19 protein-coding genes are annotated in these 16,107 nt (G+C 69.1%); 6 read left to right on the forward strand and 13 right to left on the reverse strand.

The window, feature by feature from the left end; genetic code table 11:
* Positions 1-498: 498 nt before the first annotated feature.
* The 3 genes from D893_RS08455 to D893_RS08465 are packed head-to-tail and all read right to left on the reverse strand — an operon-like array spanning position 499 to position 2,260.
* Entirely contained in the window at positions 499-993 is a 495-nt protein-coding gene (locus D893_RS08455; RefSeq protein WP_110619545.1) for a hypothetical protein, read from the reverse strand.
* Positions 990-1,295: a nucleotidyltransferase domain-containing protein gene (locus tag D893_RS08460; protein ID WP_110619546.1), complete on the reverse strand. Its 306-nt coding sequence runs from the start codon at positions 1,293-1,295 to the stop codon at positions 990-992. Before D893_RS08460 ends, D893_RS08455 begins: the two co-directional genes overlap by 4 nt.
* A gap of 23 nt (positions 1,296-1,318) precedes the next feature.
* On the reverse strand, positions 1,319-2,260 hold the full coding sequence (locus D893_RS08465; RefSeq protein ID WP_110619547.1) for a ZIP family metal transporter: 942 nt from the start codon (positions 2,258-2,260) through the stop codon (positions 1,319-1,321).
* A 218-nt stretch (positions 2,261-2,478) separates the two neighbouring features.
* Here D893_RS08465 and D893_RS08470 point away from each other — a divergent pair, with 218 nt between their 5' ends.
* From D893_RS08470 to D893_RS08485, 4 genes are all read left to right on the forward strand, one after another.
* Positions 2,479-2,916 (forward strand): hypothetical protein, encoded by a 438-nt coding sequence (locus tag D893_RS08470; RefSeq protein WP_110619548.1) that lies wholly within the window; start codon positions 2,479-2,481, stop codon positions 2,914-2,916.
* Between the two features lie 92 nt (positions 2,917-3,008).
* Entirely contained in the window at positions 3,009-3,644 is a 636-nt protein-coding gene (gene nth, locus D893_RS08475; protein WP_077243708.1) for an endonuclease III, read from the forward strand.
* A gap of 4 nt (positions 3,645-3,648) precedes the next feature.
* On the forward strand, positions 3,649-4,083 hold the full coding sequence (locus D893_RS08480) for a DUF1841 family protein (protein WP_018946291.1): 435 nt from the start codon (positions 3,649-3,651) through the stop codon (positions 4,081-4,083).
* Between the two features lie 24 nt (positions 4,084-4,107).
* Positions 4,108-5,181, forward strand: coding sequence for an Rpn family recombination-promoting nuclease/putative transposase (locus D893_RS08485; protein ID WP_110619549.1), 1,074 nt, complete (start codon positions 4,108-4,110; stop codon positions 5,179-5,181).
* A 28-nt stretch (positions 5,182-5,209) separates the two neighbouring features.
* Here D893_RS08485 and D893_RS08490 read toward each other — a convergent pair whose 3' ends face one another.
* Complete coding sequence (locus D893_RS08490; protein WP_110619550.1) at positions 5,210-5,671, reverse strand: hypothetical protein; 462 nt, start codon at positions 5,669-5,671, stop codon at positions 5,210-5,212.
* A 167-nt stretch (positions 5,672-5,838) separates the two neighbouring features.
* Here D893_RS08490 and D893_RS08495 point away from each other — a divergent pair, with 167 nt between their 5' ends.
* The gene (locus D893_RS08495) at positions 5,839-6,276 is read left to right on the forward strand and encodes an SRPBCC family protein (RefSeq protein WP_110619551.1); all 438 of its coding nucleotides are present in this window, start codon (positions 5,839-5,841) and stop codon (positions 6,274-6,276) included.
* A 42-nt stretch (positions 6,277-6,318) separates the two neighbouring features.
* Here the strand turns inward: D893_RS08495 and D893_RS08500 are convergent, their stop codons facing one another.
* The 5 genes from D893_RS08500 to D893_RS08520 form a co-directional block, all read right to left on the reverse strand.
* Complete coding sequence (locus D893_RS08500; protein WP_110619552.1) at positions 6,319-7,770, reverse strand: YihY/virulence factor BrkB family protein; 1,452 nt, start codon at positions 7,768-7,770, stop codon at positions 6,319-6,321.
* A 30-nt stretch (positions 7,771-7,800) separates the two neighbouring features.
* Entirely contained in the window at positions 7,801-8,433 is a 633-nt protein-coding gene (locus D893_RS08505) for a YdbL family protein (RefSeq protein ID WP_018946296.1), read from the reverse strand.
* Positions 8,434-8,526: 93 nt separating this feature from the next.
* Positions 8,527-10,653 carry a hypothetical protein gene (locus tag D893_RS08510; protein WP_110619553.1) on the reverse strand — a complete coding sequence of 709 codons (2,127 nt, stop codon included), beginning with the start codon at positions 10,651-10,653 and terminating at the stop codon, positions 8,527-8,529.
* Complete coding sequence (locus tag D893_RS08515; protein WP_110619554.1) at positions 10,653-11,438, reverse strand: YdcF family protein; 786 nt, start codon at positions 11,436-11,438, stop codon at positions 10,653-10,655. The genes D893_RS08510 and D893_RS08515 overlap by 1 nt, the downstream gene beginning before the upstream one ends.
* Before the next feature lie 18 nt (positions 11,439-11,456).
* Positions 11,457-11,939 carry a cyclic nucleotide-binding domain-containing protein gene (locus D893_RS08520; RefSeq protein WP_018946299.1) on the reverse strand — a complete coding sequence of 161 codons (483 nt, stop codon included), beginning with the start codon at positions 11,937-11,939 and terminating at the stop codon, positions 11,457-11,459.
* Positions 11,940-12,014: 75 nt separating this feature from the next.
* Here D893_RS08520 and D893_RS08525 point away from each other — a divergent pair, with 75 nt between their 5' ends.
* Entirely contained in the window at positions 12,015-12,476 is a 462-nt protein-coding gene (locus D893_RS08525; RefSeq protein ID WP_077243703.1) for a DUF6231 family protein, read from the forward strand.
* A gap of 6 nt (positions 12,477-12,482) precedes the next feature.
* On the opposite strand, the gene ribBA is transcribed toward D893_RS08525, so the two are convergent.
* From ribBA to nrdR, 4 genes are read right to left on the reverse strand one after another with little or no spacing between them, the layout of a single operon-like run.
* The gene (gene ribBA / locus D893_RS08530) at positions 12,483-13,613 is read right to left on the reverse strand and encodes a bifunctional 3,4-dihydroxy-2-butanone-4-phosphate synthase/GTP cyclohydrolase II (RefSeq protein WP_018946301.1); all 1,131 of its coding nucleotides are present in this window, start codon (positions 13,611-13,613) and stop codon (positions 12,483-12,485) included.
* Between the two features lie 25 nt (positions 13,614-13,638).
* A complete protein-coding gene (locus D893_RS08535; protein WP_110619555.1) occupies positions 13,639-14,334 on the reverse strand; it encodes a riboflavin synthase in 696 nt (231 codons plus the stop codon).
* Positions 14,335-14,368: 34 nt separating this feature from the next.
* The gene (gene ribD / locus D893_RS08540; RefSeq protein ID WP_077243701.1) at positions 14,369-15,538 is read right to left on the reverse strand and encodes a bifunctional diaminohydroxyphosphoribosylaminopyrimidine deaminase/5-amino-6-(5-phosphoribosylamino)uracil reductase RibD; all 1,170 of its coding nucleotides are present in this window, start codon (positions 15,536-15,538) and stop codon (positions 14,369-14,371) included.
* Positions 15,535-16,107 (reverse strand): transcriptional regulator NrdR, encoded by a 573-nt coding sequence (nrdR, locus tag D893_RS08545; RefSeq protein ID WP_018946304.1) that lies wholly within the window; start codon positions 16,105-16,107, stop codon positions 15,535-15,537. The genes ribD and nrdR overlap by 4 nt, the downstream gene beginning before the upstream one ends.

Below are 16,107 nucleotides of genomic sequence, written 5' to 3' on the forward strand. Positions count from 1 at the left end.
CCTGTGTTTTATATACGCCACGGTGTCGTATTTCAACCCTTGTGGCGGAAAAAATGCGGTGTTCGTGGGCGCGGGCTGTTGGTTGCGGGCCGACACCGGAAGGACTGGCATGCCGCCACCCCCCAGAAAGAGTTCCGACGCCACTGATTTAAGGAGCTTTTCAGGCGCGATAGGGCGGAACCAATACGAGCGAGGGATAACGCGCGGATGCAGACAGAAAACTTCGAGCGGAGGCGTTCTAATGGGCTTGCCGAAAGCTGATCGGCATGTTGCGAATACACAACAAACGCTGACTGACGGCCCAGGATTGGCCCTCTGTTGCAATAGTGCAACACCGGATGGCCTCTTGCCAGCGACATCTCTGCAGGATCGACAGCTCGCCCAGCCAGTCCTCCATGTACGGCCTCAGCAGGCTCACGCCCCGGATGAACAGGGCCAGCGCGAGCAGCGATCAATCAGGAAGCTCCGGCCCGGGGTGGCCCCGGTCGGGTCATCGGGTCATCCCGAGACCCCGCCCGCGTTCTCCTCGCCCAGCCGCTGCTCGATGCGGTCCAGGATGGCCTCGAGCTCACGGCTGCCTTCCATGGCCCGGTTCAGCAGGGCCGCGCGCTTCTCGGGTTCGTCCGGGTAATCGTGGGCGAAGCCGTTTCTCAGGGCGCGCAGTTCCTGCCATTGCGCGGCGCTGTCGAGATAGCCGAGCTTTTCAAGTCGGTGCAGCTTGTCCAGCATCGGACGGTCCTCGAACGGCTCCTGGAGTGCCATGAGCACGGCCGGCAACAGGCGCATCCCCATGGCGTCCTGCAACTTGCCGAAACGCAGGATGAACTGATCCAGGTCCTGCACCCCCTCGTCGTCCATCGAATCAATCGCTTCGCCGTCCAGCGGCAGGCGGGACTCCAGCGAAGACAGGGCGTGGCGCATGTGGTGGCGGTGCCGGCGGCATTCCTCGATGGCATCCCGCAGGCGCTGGATGGCGGTGCCGGTCGAATTCATAGCGGGATGCCCTCCTCGCGGGCGACCTGAAAGATGGGTGGATGCCGGCGCCGGCCGGGATAGTCCACCAGCAGGTCGACCTTCTGCTCGCCCAGCTCCGCCTCGAGGCGCGCACGCAGGGTGATCTCGGCCTGCACGATGGAGTCGACATCGCGCATCGGGGTATCGATCAGCAGGTCGATGTCGCCGCCCCGGGCCGAGTCATCGGTCCGGGAGCCGAACAGCCATACCCCGGACTCCGGGCCGAAGGTCTCGACCACGGCCCGGTGGATGGCGTGTTGCTGTTCGGGACTCAGACGCATGGCGGGCCCTCCTTCGAACGATCCTACAGCGCGAGGTCGATGGCCAGCAGGGTGACGAACCCGACCAGCACCCCGGTGGTGGCCTGGGCCTCGTGGCCCTTGCGGTGGGACTCGGGGATGATCTCGTGGCTGATGACGAACAGCATGGCACCGGCGGCGAAGGCCAGGCCCCAGGGGAGCAGGAACTCCATCAGGGTGATGGCCCCGGCGCCGATCAGCCCGCCGATGGGCTGCACCAGGCCGGTGAGCAGGGTCACGCCGAAGGCGATGGCGCGGCTGTAGCCCAGCGACAGCAGGGCGATCGCGACCACCAGCCCCTCGGGCATGTTCTGCAGGCCGATCGCCACGGCCAGCGCAATGCCGTCACTGACATCGTCACCGCCGAAGCCCACGCCCACCGCGAGGCCCTCGGGCAGATTGTGCAGGGCGATGGCGAAGATGAACAGCCACACCCGGCGGATCCTGGCCGGGTCGGCCCCGCTCTGCGGGCCGATCACGAAGTGTTCGTGCGGCACGGCCTTGTGCAGCAGCAGCAGGAAGCCGCCGCCCAGCGCGATGCCGCCGGCCATCACGAAGATGGCCATGGCCACGCTGCCGTGCTGGGCCTCGGCCTGTTCCACCGCCGGCAGCGCCAGCTCGAAGGCGGTGGCGGCGAGCATCACCCCGGCGCCGAAGCCCATCATCGCGTCCTCCACCGACTGCTTCAGACGCCGCAGGAAGAAGATGGGGATGGCCCCGACCGCGGTGAACAGCCCGGCGACGAAGCTGGCCAGCAGGCCGATCTGCAGGATCGACAGCTCGCCCAGCCAGTCCTCCATATGCGGCCACAGCAGGCTCGCGCCCCAGATGAACAGGGCCAGCGCGATCAGCGATCCGATCAGGAAGCTGCGCGGCAGCGGGGTGTACTCGTCGCGCCCGGCGTCCGTGTCGCTGTCCTGCGCACCGGCGCGATCGGGTTCGGCCATGTTGCGGGCTCCATGCGTCGGGATCCGGGTTGAAGTGTAACGCGGGCACGCGCGCGATACAGGCCCGCGCGCCCGTCACGCGCCCGTCGGCGGGACGCCCGAACCGCGGCACCGGCCTGCATCCCCGGGGCCGGGCGAACGCCCCGGCCTTGATTCCCGGCGCCCAGCGGGTACACTGCCGTCGGCACAATAATCCCAATCGTCCCAGGAGAGCAGGCATGGCTGGACATTTCCCGTTCGCCGGCAAGCGCGGTACGCGCTACGGCCAGGCCCCGCGCGGCACCATCGCCGCATTCTTCGAGAACCACGGCTTTGGCGAGGAGCTGCAGGAGAAGTACTACAAGTGGTGGTACGACTTCGCCAAGGATTTCGTCGAGAAGGACAGCGACCTGTCCGTCACCATGATCACCCGGTTCAACAGCTACCCCATGGGTACCCACGCCGAGCATTCGTTCCATCTGAACGACAAGTACTGGGCGGAGTGCCTGGCCGAGCTGGGCTCGTTCATCCGTGACGTCATCTTCCCCAAGATGGACGAGAAGGCGATGCACGATCTCGAGGAAAAGCACGGCAAGCTGCTGGCCAACCTCGAGAAGGAAGCGGAAGAAAAGCCGCGCGAGCCGGCGCCGGAAGTGGGCGTGTACCGCCACGTCTGAGCGCGGTCGCGCCGCAATCCCGCGCTTCGTCCGGCCCCGTTCGCGGGGCCGGTTTCGTTTGCAACCCCTGGAACCGTCGGAATCCGCGCCCCATGAATGCCGCCAAGCGCCGCGAGATCTTCGAACGCCTGCGGGCGGCGAATCCCGAGCCCACCACCGAGCTGGAATACAACAGCCCGTTCGAGCTGCTGGTGGCGGTGACCCTGTCCGCGCAGGCGACCGACGTGGGCGTGAACAAGGCGACCCGGCGGCTGTTCCCGGTGGCGAACACCCCGCAGGCCATCCTCGACCTGGGACTGGACGGCCTGAAGGAATGCATCCGCACCATCGGCCTGTACAACGCCAAGGCCGAGAACATCATGAAGGCCTGCCGTATGCTGGTGGAACTCCACGGCGGCGAGGTGCCGCGCGATCGCAAGGCGCTGGAGGCGCTGCCCGGCGTCGGCCGCAAGACCGCCAACGTGGTGCTGAACACGGCCTTCGGCGAACCCACCATCGCGGTGGACACGCACATCTATCGCGTGGCCAACCGCACCGGACTGGCCCCCGGCAAGACCGTGCTGGAGGTCGAGAAGAAGCTCCTGAAGTTCACCCCGAAGGAGTTCCTGCGCGACGCCCACCACTGGCTGATCCTGCACGGAAGGTACGTGTGCCGCGCACGCCGGCCGAATTGCGGGCAATGTGTGATCCGCGATCTGTGCGAATACAAGGACAAGACCGAGGCCTGATGCGATGTACGGCGACCGCGACCGCATGCGAACCCAGTTCCTGGATGCCTGGCAGAAGGCCCGCAACGAGGAATCCCTGAGCGACATGGAACAGGTGCTGGTCGGCATCATCCGCGACCATCCCGAGTACCATGCCCTGCTGAACGACCGCGAGAAGGCCCTGACGGCCGAGTTCCCGCCGGAATCGGGCACCACCAATCCGTTCCTGCACATGTCCATGCACATGGGCCTGCGCGAACAGGCCGCCACCGACCGCCCGGCCGGCATCCGCGACCTGCACCGCCGCCTGTGCGCCCGCTACGGCGAACTGGACGCCGAACACCGGATGATGGAGTGTCTGGGTCAGGCCCTGTGGGAGAGCCAGCGCAGCGGCCAGCCACCGGACGAGGCGCAGTACCTCGAATGCCTGAAGCGTCTGGAGGGCATCATAGGGGCATGAGAATTACGGGTCCAGGGAGGGACCATGGAACATGATCACGGCTACAAGCACCTGTTCAGCCACCCCGAACTGGTGGCCGACCTGCTGCGCGGGTTCGTCAACGAACCCTGGATCGAACAGGTCGACCTGGATTCGCTGGAGCGGGTCAACGGTCACTACGTCTCCGACGATCTGCGCGAGCGCGAGGACGACATCGTCTGGCGCCTGCGATGGGGCGATGGCTGGTGTTACGTCTATCTGCTTCTGGAATTCCAGTCATCGGTGGACCGCTTCATGGCGGTACGCCTGCTGACCTATCTCGGCCTGCTCTACCAGGATCTGGTGCGCACCGGCGAACTGACGCCCGACGGTCGGCTGCCGCCCGTGCTGCCACTGGTGCTCTATAATGGTGAACGACGCTGGAGTGCCCCGATCGAAGTGCGCGAGCTGATCGCACCGATCCCCGGAGGACTGGAGGCCTACCGTCCGGATTTCCGGTATCTTCTGCTCGACGAGGGGGCCTTCGCGGACGCCGATCTGCCGGCACGCAACCTGGCCGCGGCCGTCTTCCGGCTGGAGCACAGCCGCGAGCCCGAGGATCTGCAGGCGGTCGTCGGGCGTCTGGTGCAATGGCTGAAACACCCGGAGCAACGATCCCTGCGACGGGCCTTCAGCGTCTGGCTGGGTCGAGTGGTCATCCCCGGCCACTTCGGCGAAACGCTGGCGCCACCGAACAATGACCTGCGGGAGATGGAAACCATGCTGGCCGAACGCGTAAAGGAATGGCAGCGACGCTACGAGCAACAGGGGCTGCAAAAAGGGCTGCAGAAGGGTCTTGAGCAGGGCCTGGAGCAAGGGCTGGAACAGGGGCTGGAACAGGGGCTGGAACAGGGGCTGGAACAGGGGCTGGAACAGGGGCGACAGCAGGGACTTCAGGAAGGCGTCACGCAGGGTGAAGCCGCGGTCCTCCTGCGTCTGATCGGCCGCAAGTTCGGTGCAGACGCCGCGGAAAAACAGCGGGAGCGGATCGAATCCGCCGATGCCGACACCCTGCTGGTCTGGTCGGAACGCCTCCTGACCGCCCGCCACATCGACGACGTGTTCGGCGCGGCCTCCTGAGAGCAAGAAGCCCCTTGAGAAAAGGAGTTCAGGGAAACAGCCGCTGCCACCAGCGGCGGCGGCTGTTCGGCGGGGGCATCGCGGCCTGCAGGTCTTCCGGCGGCACGGTGGAGAGGATCCAGCCGGGCAGTACCCGCAGGCCCGACGAGCCGCAGGAGGATCCGAGGTTGTTGGGGTCGAAGATCTTCACGAAGCGCGGGGCCTCGCGGTCGTCCACGTAGATGATGCCGCAGTAGCTTTCGTCGTGATCGACCCGCAGCAACGCGTCCATCTCCGTGAGGAAGCGGTCCAGCTCGGCGGCACTCACCGGCGCCTGCGGCACCGCCTCGCCCACTGCGTAGACGTACCACTCGCCGTCGCGGGCCGTGACCCGCAGCGTGGCCCACAGCGCATCCAGCTGCTCCCAGTGCAGGATACCCAGCGCTCCGGATTCGTAGCGTTCCATGAAACCGGCGTCGGGGTCCGGACGATGATCTCGGGCAAAGCTCATGCAGGGCTCGCAACAGTGGTTACAGCGGAGACGGGCGTCATGTTAGAACGGCGTCCCCGGGGTCACAAGCGAAGCCGGCAGAGCCGGAAGGACGGCCGCGGGGAACCCGGAGGCACTTCGGGGGCTCTCAGGATCTGATCCCCCGTTCCAGCCAGCGAGTCGCGAGCATGCGCCGTATCACGCACGAAACCTCCCTGCAGGCCGAACCCGAGCGGGTCTTTGCCCTGCTCAGCCATGTCCCCAACTTCGTCGACCTGTGCGACCACGTGCGCACCATCGAGCCCCTGGGTGGCGAGCAGTACCGCTGGACCATCGTGGCGGCGGGGATGACCATGGATTTCGATGTCGAGATCTGCAGCGCCGTGGAGCCGGAGCATTTCGCCTGGCGCTCGATCCGCGGCATCCACAATCGCGGCAGCTACCGTCTGCAGCCGGCCGGCGAAGGGCTGACCCGGGTCGAGTTCGAGCTGGAGTACCGTCTCGGTAATCCGCTGGTGGAAGCGGCGGTGCGCAGGGCGGCCGGTTCGCTGGTGGAGCGCGTTTCCGGCCAGCTGATGCACCGGGCCCAACAGCGCCTGGACGCGGAAGCCAACTCGAACGCCTGACCCCGCCGGCTCCGGACTCGCGCACCCGCCGCGGGCACCGAATCAGGGTGCCAGGGACGCACCCGAGCCGGGACGCGACTCCCCGGCACGCGAACCCGGACTCGGGCCCGGGCCCGGGCCGGCATCAGCGTCTTCCTGCGCCGGCTTCGCCGGCTGCACACCCGCCCGGTCCAGCAGATCACGCATGGTGCGCGCCCCCAGATGATGGCGACGGGCCACGTCCAGCTCTTCCAGCGCCGACTCCACCGCCGCATCGCCGTGCAGGGTCCGCAGCGCCGGATCTTCCTGATCCTCCCGCAGGGCGTGCAGCACCTCCGCGACCGGTAGATGGCCGAGATCGCGCCCCGGCACCAGACCGAGGGCTTCGGTGCGCCTCAGCAGTCCCGCGGCCTCCAGGGCCCGGGCTGCACCGCCCAGCGAGTTCCCGGGCACGTACAGCTCCGCGGCCACGTCATCGACCGTGGGCGGCGTGCGTCCTTCCACGAAGTGCCGCCCCACCACCTGCATCAGGTTGAGCCCCAGACGCTCGTGCGCCGCCGCCGAAAGCCGTGGGCGTCGGCCGCGCACGTTCATGTATTCCGGGTGCTGCACGTAGAACGCCACGTTGGACCCGATCAGCAGGATCAGCCAGGCCAGATAGATCCAGATCAGCAACAGGATCATGATCGCGAAGCTGGAATAGATCGCGTCGTAGCGCGTGGAGCCCGCCACCATGTTGGCGAACACCCAGCCCATGCTCTGCCACAGCACGCCCGCGACCACGGCACCCGCGAGCGCCGGTGCCAGGCGCACCCGGGTGTTGGGCACGAACATGTAGATGAACGCGAAGGCCGCGATGATCAGCAGGTAGGGCACCAGACGCGAAAGCTCGCTGATCACTCGCCCGAAGGGCTCCACCCCGGCGACCGCCTGCATCGCCTCGGAGGACATGACCGTCGCCGTGATCCCCAGCGCGGCGAACACCAGCAGCGGCCCGATCATGATCACCGACAGATAGCTGCTGAACCGCTGTGCCAGACTGCGCTGGGTCTCCACCCGCCAGATGGTGTTGAACGCGGCCTCGATCTTCTGCACGAGGGCCACGACCGTATACACGAGGAAGATCAGGCCGACCGCGCCCAGCGCCCCCACGCGCATGTTGTCGACAAACCCGACCACGTTGTCGGCGATATCCACACCCTGCTCGCCCAGCGGCTCCAGGAATTCCAGCAGCAGCGGTTCCACCGCGTTGTGAGCGCCAAATCCCTTGAGAACGGAAAAAGACAGCGCGAGCAGCGGCACGAACGACAGCAGGGTGGTATACACCAGGCTCATCGCGCGCAGCGTCAGCTGGCCCTCGGCCACTTCGCGGATCAGGGCGTACAGCCCGCGCAGAATACCCAGCCCCAGCGCCTTCCAGCGCGGCATCGCTGCCAGGTCGCTCTCCAGAACCAGGCGTTCCAGCCGATGCCGCGCGGCCTCCAGACGTGTTCCGAGGCTGGCGTTATCCCCCAATCCGGCAACCTCCCGCGCGGACCCCTTCGATCATTTCTGCCGCCATTCACCGCCCGAGCGATACCAGTAGCCGGTCGGCGCTTCCTCCACCCAGACACGGGCGAAAGTCTCGCGGATGCGGGCCTCCCAGTCGGGGCGGTCGTTGGCCCGGGCGATCTCGCGGTACAGCGAGCTGCGGTCGGAATTCTCCTCGCTGACCAGGCGCTGCACCTCGCTGCGCTCGCGCAGCGGCACTTCCGAGAGATCGCGGATGGCCACGTCACCCTCGGCTCCGAAGCCGATGGCCCCGCTGCGAAAATGCGGCGCCAGCTGCGGCGCGCGCTCGCGCATCGATGCCCGGATACGGTTGACTGCCGGGGTCTCGACCTGCAGGTCCGGGTCGCTGGCCGCAGCCGGAGCGATCAGCCCCTCCAGCAGGCGCGCAAGCAGCGGGGTCGAGCGCCCGCCGGCTGCATCCCCGGCATCCGAAGAGCCGCCGTCCATTTCCGGCGCGGACTCGGGCTCGCGCAGCTCTTCGATGTCGTGGAACTGCAGGGCATCACGCACGATCGCGCGGGCGGCGTCCTCCGCCGCGGCGGCCGGGAAATAGATGTTGATGGTGACGCAGCCCGCGACCAGCGCGGACAGCAGGGCAAGAGCAGGAATCCCGAACCAGGCTTTCATGGGCAACTCCTTGGCAGGCACGGCAGGACAGTCATCATCCTACATTACATCAGCCGGTGGCTGACGAGGACATGAACGCGCCCATGCGCGTGCTCAGCGAACCTCCGGGGGCTCTCCGGCGGTCACCCGCGACAGTCCGCGCAGCAGTTCGTCCCAGTCCACACGCCGGTTATAGCCGATTACCTCGATCCGCGGCAGGCCGCCGCCCTGGACCAGGGTAAAGCCGCCGTCCGGCCGGTCGGCCACCCCGCCAGATTCACAGACACCGTCCCGCAGCACGCAGCGAAAGCCCAGCCGGCGGTAGGAGAAGTTTTCGAAGAAACGCAGAAACACCGACGAAGCCGCCGCCTGCACCGGCCCGCCCAGCTCGGTGATGTTCTGCACCGCACGTTGCGAGATCCGGCGCCGGCCGGGGGCATCCGCCGGCGTGTGCACCGCCAGGTCCATGCGCACCGGACGCCAGTCGATCATGTGCAGATCCTCGAGATGCCCGGACAGCCGACCCTCGACCCGGCCCACGTCGAACGCCCGCGTGGCCAGGGCCAGGTCCAGGCGGTCCATGCGCGCCGAGAGACCCAGCTCCGGGGTTCGCCCGAACATATCGCGAATGCGCACGTCGCGCAGCACCACGTCGCCGTCGAACACCTGCACCAGCAGCCGCCCGTCCACGGCCAGATCGCCGCGGTCCAGGCGCACCTCCGGGATCATGCCGGCCAGGCGACCGGAGAAGCGCGGCCAGCCCAGGACCTCGGTCAATGGCTCCAGCGAGATCGCCTGCACCCCGCCGGTGAAACGCACATCCGGGCCGTCGGGGGTCAGGCGCAGGCCGAAGTCATCCACACGCAGGGCGCCATCAAGGATCGGGATGCGGGTCGCTTCCAGCAGGTCGATCCCGTCCGGCTGCGCGCGCACACGGGCGTCGAACTCGCCCAGCGGCAGGCGGAACAGATGCGCCCGTTCCCAGCCCAGATGCCCCGGGACTCCGGGCGCACCCGCCTGCCAGCTCAGGGCGCCGTCGCTGTCCGTCACGCCGAAACGGCCCGTGCCGTCCTCGGCGCTCAGGGCCTTCCAGCGCAGGGTCGCCGAACGCGGCTCGCCCCGCTCCAGCCCCAGCCGCGCCACCACGGAATCCCCGCTGAGCACCAGATCACGCCCCGGGGTACCGGCCAGCACGGGATCCAGCAGCACCGCATGCACTGCACCCGGGTCCCGTGCCTCGAGGCGGAAAGACCCCGAAGGAGCGATCGCCTCCGGCGGCCCGCTGCGGATCTCCTGACCGCTGAAGGCCAGCATCTCACCGAGCGAGCCGGACAGTTCCGCCACCTCCACCCCGGCCGCGAATCCGCCATCCGCCGGACGCAGGCCGTCCGCGCGCAGGTTCAAGGCCCCGGTCTCGTCCGGGTCCACGAACCACGGATCCACGAACACCGCGCCCTCCTCCAGGGTCGCGTCCAGGATCCAGTCCCCCTCCGTCTCGCGTGCCTCCAGGCGGCCGCCGATGCCCTCGCCCGCGCGCAGGCCGACCGCATCCGAGAAGCCCACGTCCCGCAGCCGCAGCTCCGCCCGATGATCGCCTTCCGCCGCACCCTGCATCGCCAGGTCCGCACGCCCCGACTGCAGGGTCACCGGTGGCTCTTCGGGCAGCCAGGGCGCCAGTCGCGGCGACTCCGCCAGCGCGACCAGATCTACCCCGGACAGGGCCAGTTCGGCCCGCCAGTCGTCGGCACCGGCCACGCGCAGCACGAATTCGCCACTCGCCCCGAACCAGCCGGGCCAGTCTCCGGCAACGCGCAGGCGGTTATGGCCGGTGTGCCAGTCCAGACGCAGCGGGTGTTCCTGCAGGACCAGATCCCCGCCGTCGGCGGACAGGCGCGCCTCGCGGCAGCGCCAGCCGGCGGTGGTCGGCACCAGGGACGGGCAATCCAGGCGTACTCCGGCGAGCGTGCCCACCGGCTCGGGCAGATGCAGGCGTTCGGCCCCGACGGTCACCGCCAGCCGGCCGTCGCGCAGGCGTGCGCGCGCCGTCAGGCCTTCGGCGTCCAGTGCCGCGTGCAGCCCCCGTTCGATCCGCAGGTCGACCGTCAGCCCCCCGGCATCCTCCGGGTCGGCACCAGTCGCCGCCGGTACCATCAGCACGAGCGCCACAGCCCCGCCCATGCGCCGGACTGCCGGCCACCCCGCGCGCGCCATCCAGGCAGTCACCGCCCGGATGGCGCCCATCATGCCCCGGGCCGGTCGCCCGGCAGACGATCCCGCAACGGCCGCGCCGCCCGTGCCAGCCACTCGCGCAGCGCAAACCGCGAGGTCTCCAGCGCATCCACCGTGGGCACGAAGTCGCGCAGGCGCCATTCGCCGGCAGGACCACGAAAGCCGGTGGGTGCCGGGTCCGCCGCCAGCCCGGCCGCCTCGAAGCGCCCCAGCGCCCGCGGCATGTGCATCGCATGAGTGACCACCAGCACCCGCTCGACCCCGCTGCCCTGCAGATGCTGCGCCGTAAAGAAGGCGTTCTCGTGGGTATTGCGGCTGGCACCTTCAAGCCAGCGGGGATCCACGCGGAACTCGCGGCGCAGCGCGTCCGCCATCAGCTCCGCCTCGGCCGGCCGGCCCTCGGCCCCGGGACTGCCGCCGGACAGCAGCAACGGGAGACCGGTTCGGCGGTGCAGATGGGCGGCGAAACGCAGGCGTTCGAAGGTCAGGGCCGAGACATCGTCACCACCGGTGACGTGGTGGCGGCCGCTGGCCCGGCCGCCCCCCAGCACCACGATCGCGTCCGCCCGGCCGGTGGCCAGCGGCCGTTCGCGCAGATCCCGCTCCAGGGTCTGCGCCAGCGGCGCGGCGACGATGTTCAGGGACGGCAGGATCAGCGCGGCCAGCCCCAGGGTGACCAGCCAGCCGCCCCCGCGGCGCTCCGCGCCCCACAGCAGCAGCCCCGGGACCAGTAGCAGCACCGCCAGCCCCGGCGGCAGCAGCAGGTGTTCGAGGACGGTGGTGACCCCGGCGGCCATGTCCGACCGCGCCGCCCGTTACTTCTTGCCGGGGGCGTAGAGGTAGCGGGCGTAGGTCGCCACGTCCTCCGACACCCGACGAATGAGGTGATCGAGGCTGATGATGGCGAACTCCAGCACGTTCACCGCGATGTACGGGTGTTCCACCCGCAGGCGGTCGTACTTGGAGCGCGTCAGGCGCAGCAGGCGGGTGTTGTCGGTCAGCGCGCGCATGCGCACCCCGCGCGGGACGCGGTCGAAGAACGACATCTCGCCCGCCAGCTCGCCGGTCTCCATGCGCCCGACCTCGATCTCCTGGCTGCCGTCATCGTCATACAGCGCGGCCGTGCCACTGACCACGAAGAACAGTCCCTCGCCGACTTCCCCGATATCGGCGATGATCTCCTTGTGATGGGTCTCGACAACCTCCAGGTACTGCATCAGGGTATCGACCTCCGCGGGGGTCAGGGAGGCGGACATCGGATGCTTGGACAGAAATTCGGTCAGCAGATCCCGGGTCATGGCACGGCTTCCTTTACGGCTTTCTCTGGGTTGAATACATAGAGTATAACGAACGTCTCTTCTGCGAGAGCCCGCATGATCGACATCGACACCCTGCGCCGCCAGCTGCCCGCGCGTCTGCGCCGTGGCACTCCGCTGGTCCTGACCCTTCACCCGGACGCCACGCGGGAGTCGGGCGACGACCTGCGGAGTGCCACGCCGCAGGCTCTGCTGGCCGAGCCGCCGGTGCGGCGCGAATCACTGGTGCTGGTGCTGGACGTGCTGGCGGAAATGGACACCGCCACCGGGCAGCAGCTGCTCGGCGGGCTGCGTGATCGCTGGGCCGAGGAGACCCTGATCCTCCACCGCCGCCGCGATACCCGCTGGGACCTGAACGCCTTCCTCGCCCTGGGTTTCCGCCGCGAGCCGGCGGCGGAGACGGCCACGCCGGAGCATGCCGTCTACCGCACCAGTCTGTACGACTACAAGCTCACGCCCGACTGGCTGAACGCCCGCTTCTGGGCCAACCCGGAGATGTGGGACCGGGCGCGCTGGTAACGCGCGTTACCCTGCCACCTCATCGTGGACATAATCCACGACTTCCAGGCCGAAGCCGCCCAGCCCGTGGAAACGTTTGGGCGCCGACATCAGGCGCATCCGCCCGACGCCGCAGTCGGCGAGGATCTGCGCGCCGATGCCGTACATGCGCCACTCGGCGGAATTCTCGCGCCCGCCGCCGCGTTCCTCGCCCGCCATCTGGGCCGTCTGGCCCAGCTGCTCCAGCCGCTGGGTCAGGGCCTCGGGCCCCTCGTGCTTGCGCAGGACCACCACCACGCCCTCACCCGCCTCGTCGATGCGCCGCAGCGCGTCGTCCAGCGGCCAGCCGCGATCCGGGCCGGCATAACCGAGGGTGTCGTGCAGCGTGTTCTCCAGATGCACGCGCACCAGGGTGTCGCGGTCCGGGCGGGGTTCCCCGCGCACCAGCGCGAAGTGCATCTCGTGATCCACCTCATCCTGAAACGCCAGCAGGCGGAACGTCCCGTGCTCGGTGGGGAACTCGCGCTCGGAGACGCGGCGCACGGTCTTCTCGTTCTCGATGCGGTAGCGGATCAGGTCCTCGATGGTGCCCATCTTCAGACCGTGCTCGGCGCAGAAGCGCTCGAGGTCCGGCCGCCGCGCCATGGTCCCGTCCTCGTTGAGGATCTCCACGATCACCGCGGCCGGCTCCGCGCCGGCCAGGCGCGCCAGATCGCAGCCCGCCTCGGTGTGACCCGCGCGCACCACCACCCCGCCCGGCTGCGACATCAGCGGGAACACGTGCCCCGGCTGGACGATGTCTTCCGGCTGGGCGTTGGGCGCCACCGCGGTGCGGATGGTATGCGCCCGGTCATACGCCGAGATCCCGGTGGTCACGCCCTCGGCGGCCTCGATCGACAGCGTGAAGTTGGTGCCGTGCACGTCGTTGGTGTCGGTCACCATCAGCGGCAGGGCCAGCTGCCGGCAGCGCTCGCGGGTGAGCGTCAGGCAGATCAGCCCGCGGCCGTACTTGGCCATGAAGTTGATGTCCTCGGGGCGCACGTGCGAGGCGAGCATCAGGATGTCGCCCTCGTTCTCGCGGTCCTCGTCATCGACGATAACCACCATGCGCCCGGCCTCGAGTTCCCCGAGGATGGTTTCGGTATCGGAAAATTCCATGAACACCTGCCGTCGGGGCCCGCGCTCAGTCGCGCGGGCCGGAATGATTGGGAAAGCCCTGCTCGGCCAGCCAGTCCTCGGACAGCGTGCCACCGCTGTCCCCGGCTCCGGCGCCCGGATCCGCCGCGCGATCGCCCAGCATCAGGCGCTCCAGATAGCGGGCGATCAGGTCGACCTCCAGGTTCACGCGCGTCCCCGGGGCGTAGACCGAGAAGCGCGTCAGGTCCCGGGTATGCGGGATGATGTTGACCTCGAACTCGGCCCCCTCGACCCGGTTCACGGTGAGGCTGGTGCCGTCGATGGTGATCGACCCCTTGGCAGCGATATAGCGTGCCAGCGCCGCCGGGGCCCGGAACCGCACCCGGGTCGAACGGGCATCCGGCTCCATCGAAACCAGCTCGCCCACGCCGTCCACGTGGCCGGAGACCAGATGGCCACCGAGCCGGTCGCCCAGCGCCAGCGCGCGCTCCAGGTTGACCCGGTCGCCGCGACCCAGTGCCCCGAGCGTGGTGACGTCCAGGGTCTCGCGGCTGACATCGGCGGTGAAGCCGTCCACCGAGAGATCGGTCACCGTCAGGCAGACGCCGTTGACCGCGATCGAGTCCCCGAGGTGTGTACCCGAAAAGTCCAGCCCCGGCGCACTGACATGCAGCCGGCGGTCGCCCCCGCTGGGCGTCAGGGTGTCGAGGGTGCCGAGGCTTTCGATGATGCCGGTGAACATGGCGCGGCCTGTCCTTGCGGTGACAATGCGGGGATCATAGCGAATTCGGGACCCCGCGGGGGAGAGCCCGCAACCGCAGGGTCTCGCCCAGCCAGCGGGATTCGACGACCTCCAGCTCCGCGCGTTCGGCCATGCGTCCGATGTCCCAGTCCACCATCGGCCGCCCGCCGGAACCCAGCAGCAGCGGGGCCTGGTACACCAGCCACTCGTCCACCAGCCCGGCGCGGGCCAGCGCACCGGCCAGCCCCGGACCGGCCTCCACGTGCAGCTCGTTGATCTCGCGGGTGTGCAGCTCCGCCAGCAGGGCCTGCAGATCGAGGTGCCCGGCGGCGTCCTCCGCCGCCTCGGGCAGGACGATCAGGTCGGCGCCGCGCCCGCGCAGGACATCCGCGGCCGGGCCCGCCGCCGCGGACTCGGTGGTCAGGACCCAGGTGGGCGACCCCTGCAGGATGCGCGCGGTGGGCGGGGTCCGCAGGCCCGAATCCACGATCAGCCGCAATGGCTGGCGCACCGGCAGATCGGCCAGCCGCGGCGATTCCGGCAGTCCGGCCGCCGCGGCCAGCTCCGTCGGACTGCGGCGCACGTTGAGCTGCGGGTCATCGGCCAGCACGGTGCCGCTGCCGGTCAGGATGGCCCCGGCCCGCGCACGCCACAGCTGCACGTCGTTGCGTGCGGCCTCGCCGGTGATCCACTGCGACTCGCCCGAGGCCATCGCCGTGCGCCCGTCCAGCGAGATCGCGGACTTGATGCGCACCCACGGGCGCCCGCGTTCCATGCGCTGCACGAAACCGGGATTCAGGGCCCGCGCCTCGGCCTCCAGCAGCCCGGTCTCCACCGCGATGCCGGCCGCGCGCAGGCGATCCGCCCCGCCTCCGCACACGCGCGGATCGGGATCCTCCATGGCGATCACCACGCGCCCCACCCCGGCGGCGATCAGCGCCTCGGTGCAGGGCGGCGTGCGCCCGTGATGGTTGCACGGCTCCAGGCTCACGTACGCAGTGGCACCGCGCGCAGCGTCCCCCGCCGCCTGCAGGGCGTTGACCTCGGCATGCGCCTCGCCGGCCCGCCAGTGCACGCCGACGCCCACCTCGTGCCCGTCGCGCACGATCACGCAGCCCACACGCGGGTTGGGATCGGCGGTAAAACGGCCGCAATCCGCCAGCATCAGCGCGCGGTGCATCCATTCACGGTCGGCTGCGTTCATCGGGGTTCGCCGGAAGGGTTGTCGGGCGGGGGGTCTTCGGGGGACTCGTCAGCCGCGGCGCGCGCGGCCTCCTCGTCGATCAGGCGCAGCTGGTGGCGCCGCATCTCGGGGCTCAGGTCGTCCTCCAGACGCTCGATGGCCTCGCGGAAGGACTGCACGCTGGCAAAGCTGAGATAGATGGAGGCAAACCGGATATAGGCGACATGGTCCAGCCCGTGCAGGGCCTCCAGGACCATCTCGCCTATACGGTCGGACTTGATTTCGGGGGCACTGGTCCCGGCCAGACGGCGCTTGATGTCGTCGATGACGTTCTCCACGTCCTCGGTGCGCACCGGACGCTTGTGCAGCGCCCGGCGCAGACCGCTGCGCAGCTTGTCGTCATCGAAGGCCACCCGCTCGCCGCTGCGCTTGACCACCCGCGGCAGGCTGAACTCCGCCCGCTCGAAGGTGGTAAAGCGCTCGTGGCACACGCGGCACTCCCGCCGTCGCCGGATCTGTTCCTGCTCGGGTCCGGCGACCCGGGAGTCGACCACGCGGGTGTCACTGGCACCGCAGGCCGGGCAGCGCAT

The organism is Thioalkalivibrio sp. ALE21 (genome assembly GCF_003208255.1).
Classification (GTDB): domain Bacteria; phylum Pseudomonadota; class Gammaproteobacteria; order Ectothiorhodospirales; family Ectothiorhodospiraceae; genus Thioalkalivibrio; species Thioalkalivibrio halophilus.

What these genes read in the sequence shown, in the direction of transcription:
- D893_RS08455 (WP_110619545.1), bottom strand. Translation starts at nt 993, where the DNA reads ATGAATTCGACCGGCACCGCCATCCAGCGCCTGCGGGATGCCATCGAG.
- D893_RS08460 (WP_110619546.1), bottom strand. Translation starts at nt 1,295, where the DNA reads ATGCGTCTGAGTCCCGAACAGCAACACGCCATCCACCGGGCCGTGGTC.
- D893_RS08465 (WP_110619547.1), bottom strand. Translation starts at nt 2,260, where the DNA reads ATGGCCGAACCCGATCGCGCCGGTGCGCAGGACAGCGACACGGACGCC.
- D893_RS08470 (WP_110619548.1), top strand. Translation starts at nt 2,479, where the DNA reads ATGGCTGGACATTTCCCGTTCGCCGGCAAGCGCGGTACGCGCTACGGC.
- nth (WP_077243708.1), top strand. Translation starts at nt 3,009, where the DNA reads ATGAATGCCGCCAAGCGCCGCGAGATCTTCGAACGCCTGCGGGCGGCG.
- D893_RS08480 (WP_018946291.1), top strand. Translation starts at nt 3,649, where the DNA reads ATGTACGGCGACCGCGACCGCATGCGAACCCAGTTCCTGGATGCCTGG.
- D893_RS08485 (WP_110619549.1), top strand. Translation starts at nt 4,108, where the DNA reads ATGGAACATGATCACGGCTACAAGCACCTGTTCAGCCACCCCGAACTG.
- D893_RS08490 (WP_110619550.1), bottom strand. Translation starts at nt 5,671, where the DNA reads ATGAGCTTTGCCCGAGATCATCGTCCGGACCCCGACGCCGGTTTCATG.
- D893_RS08495 (WP_110619551.1), top strand. Translation starts at nt 5,839, where the DNA reads ATGCGCCGTATCACGCACGAAACCTCCCTGCAGGCCGAACCCGAGCGG.
- D893_RS08505 (WP_018946296.1), bottom strand. Translation starts at nt 8,433, where the DNA reads ATGAAAGCCTGGTTCGGGATTCCTGCTCTTGCCCTGCTGTCCGCGCTG.
- D893_RS08510 (WP_110619553.1), bottom strand. Translation starts at nt 10,653, where the DNA reads ATGGGCGCCATCCGGGCGGTGACTGCCTGGATGGCGCGCGCGGGGTGG.
- D893_RS08515 (WP_110619554.1), bottom strand. Translation starts at nt 11,438, where the DNA reads ATGGCCGCCGGGGTCACCACCGTCCTCGAACACCTGCTGCTGCCGCCG.
- D893_RS08520 (WP_018946299.1), bottom strand. Translation starts at nt 11,939, where the DNA reads ATGACCCGGGATCTGCTGACCGAATTTCTGTCCAAGCATCCGATGTCC.
- D893_RS08525 (WP_077243703.1), top strand. Translation starts at nt 12,015, where the DNA reads ATGATCGACATCGACACCCTGCGCCGCCAGCTGCCCGCGCGTCTGCGC.
- ribBA (WP_018946301.1), bottom strand. Translation starts at nt 13,613, where the DNA reads ATGGAATTTTCCGATACCGAAACCATCCTCGGGGAACTCGAGGCCGGG.
- D893_RS08535 (WP_110619555.1), bottom strand. Translation starts at nt 14,334, where the DNA reads ATGTTCACCGGCATCATCGAAAGCCTCGGCACCCTCGACACCCTGACG.
- ribD (WP_077243701.1), bottom strand. Translation starts at nt 15,538, where the DNA reads ATGAACGCAGCCGACCGTGAATGGATGCACCGCGCGCTGATGCTGGCG.
- nrdR (WP_018946304.1), bottom strand. Translation starts at nt 16,107, where the DNA reads ATGCGCTGCCCGGCCTGCGGTGCCAGTGACACCCGCGTGGTCGACTCC.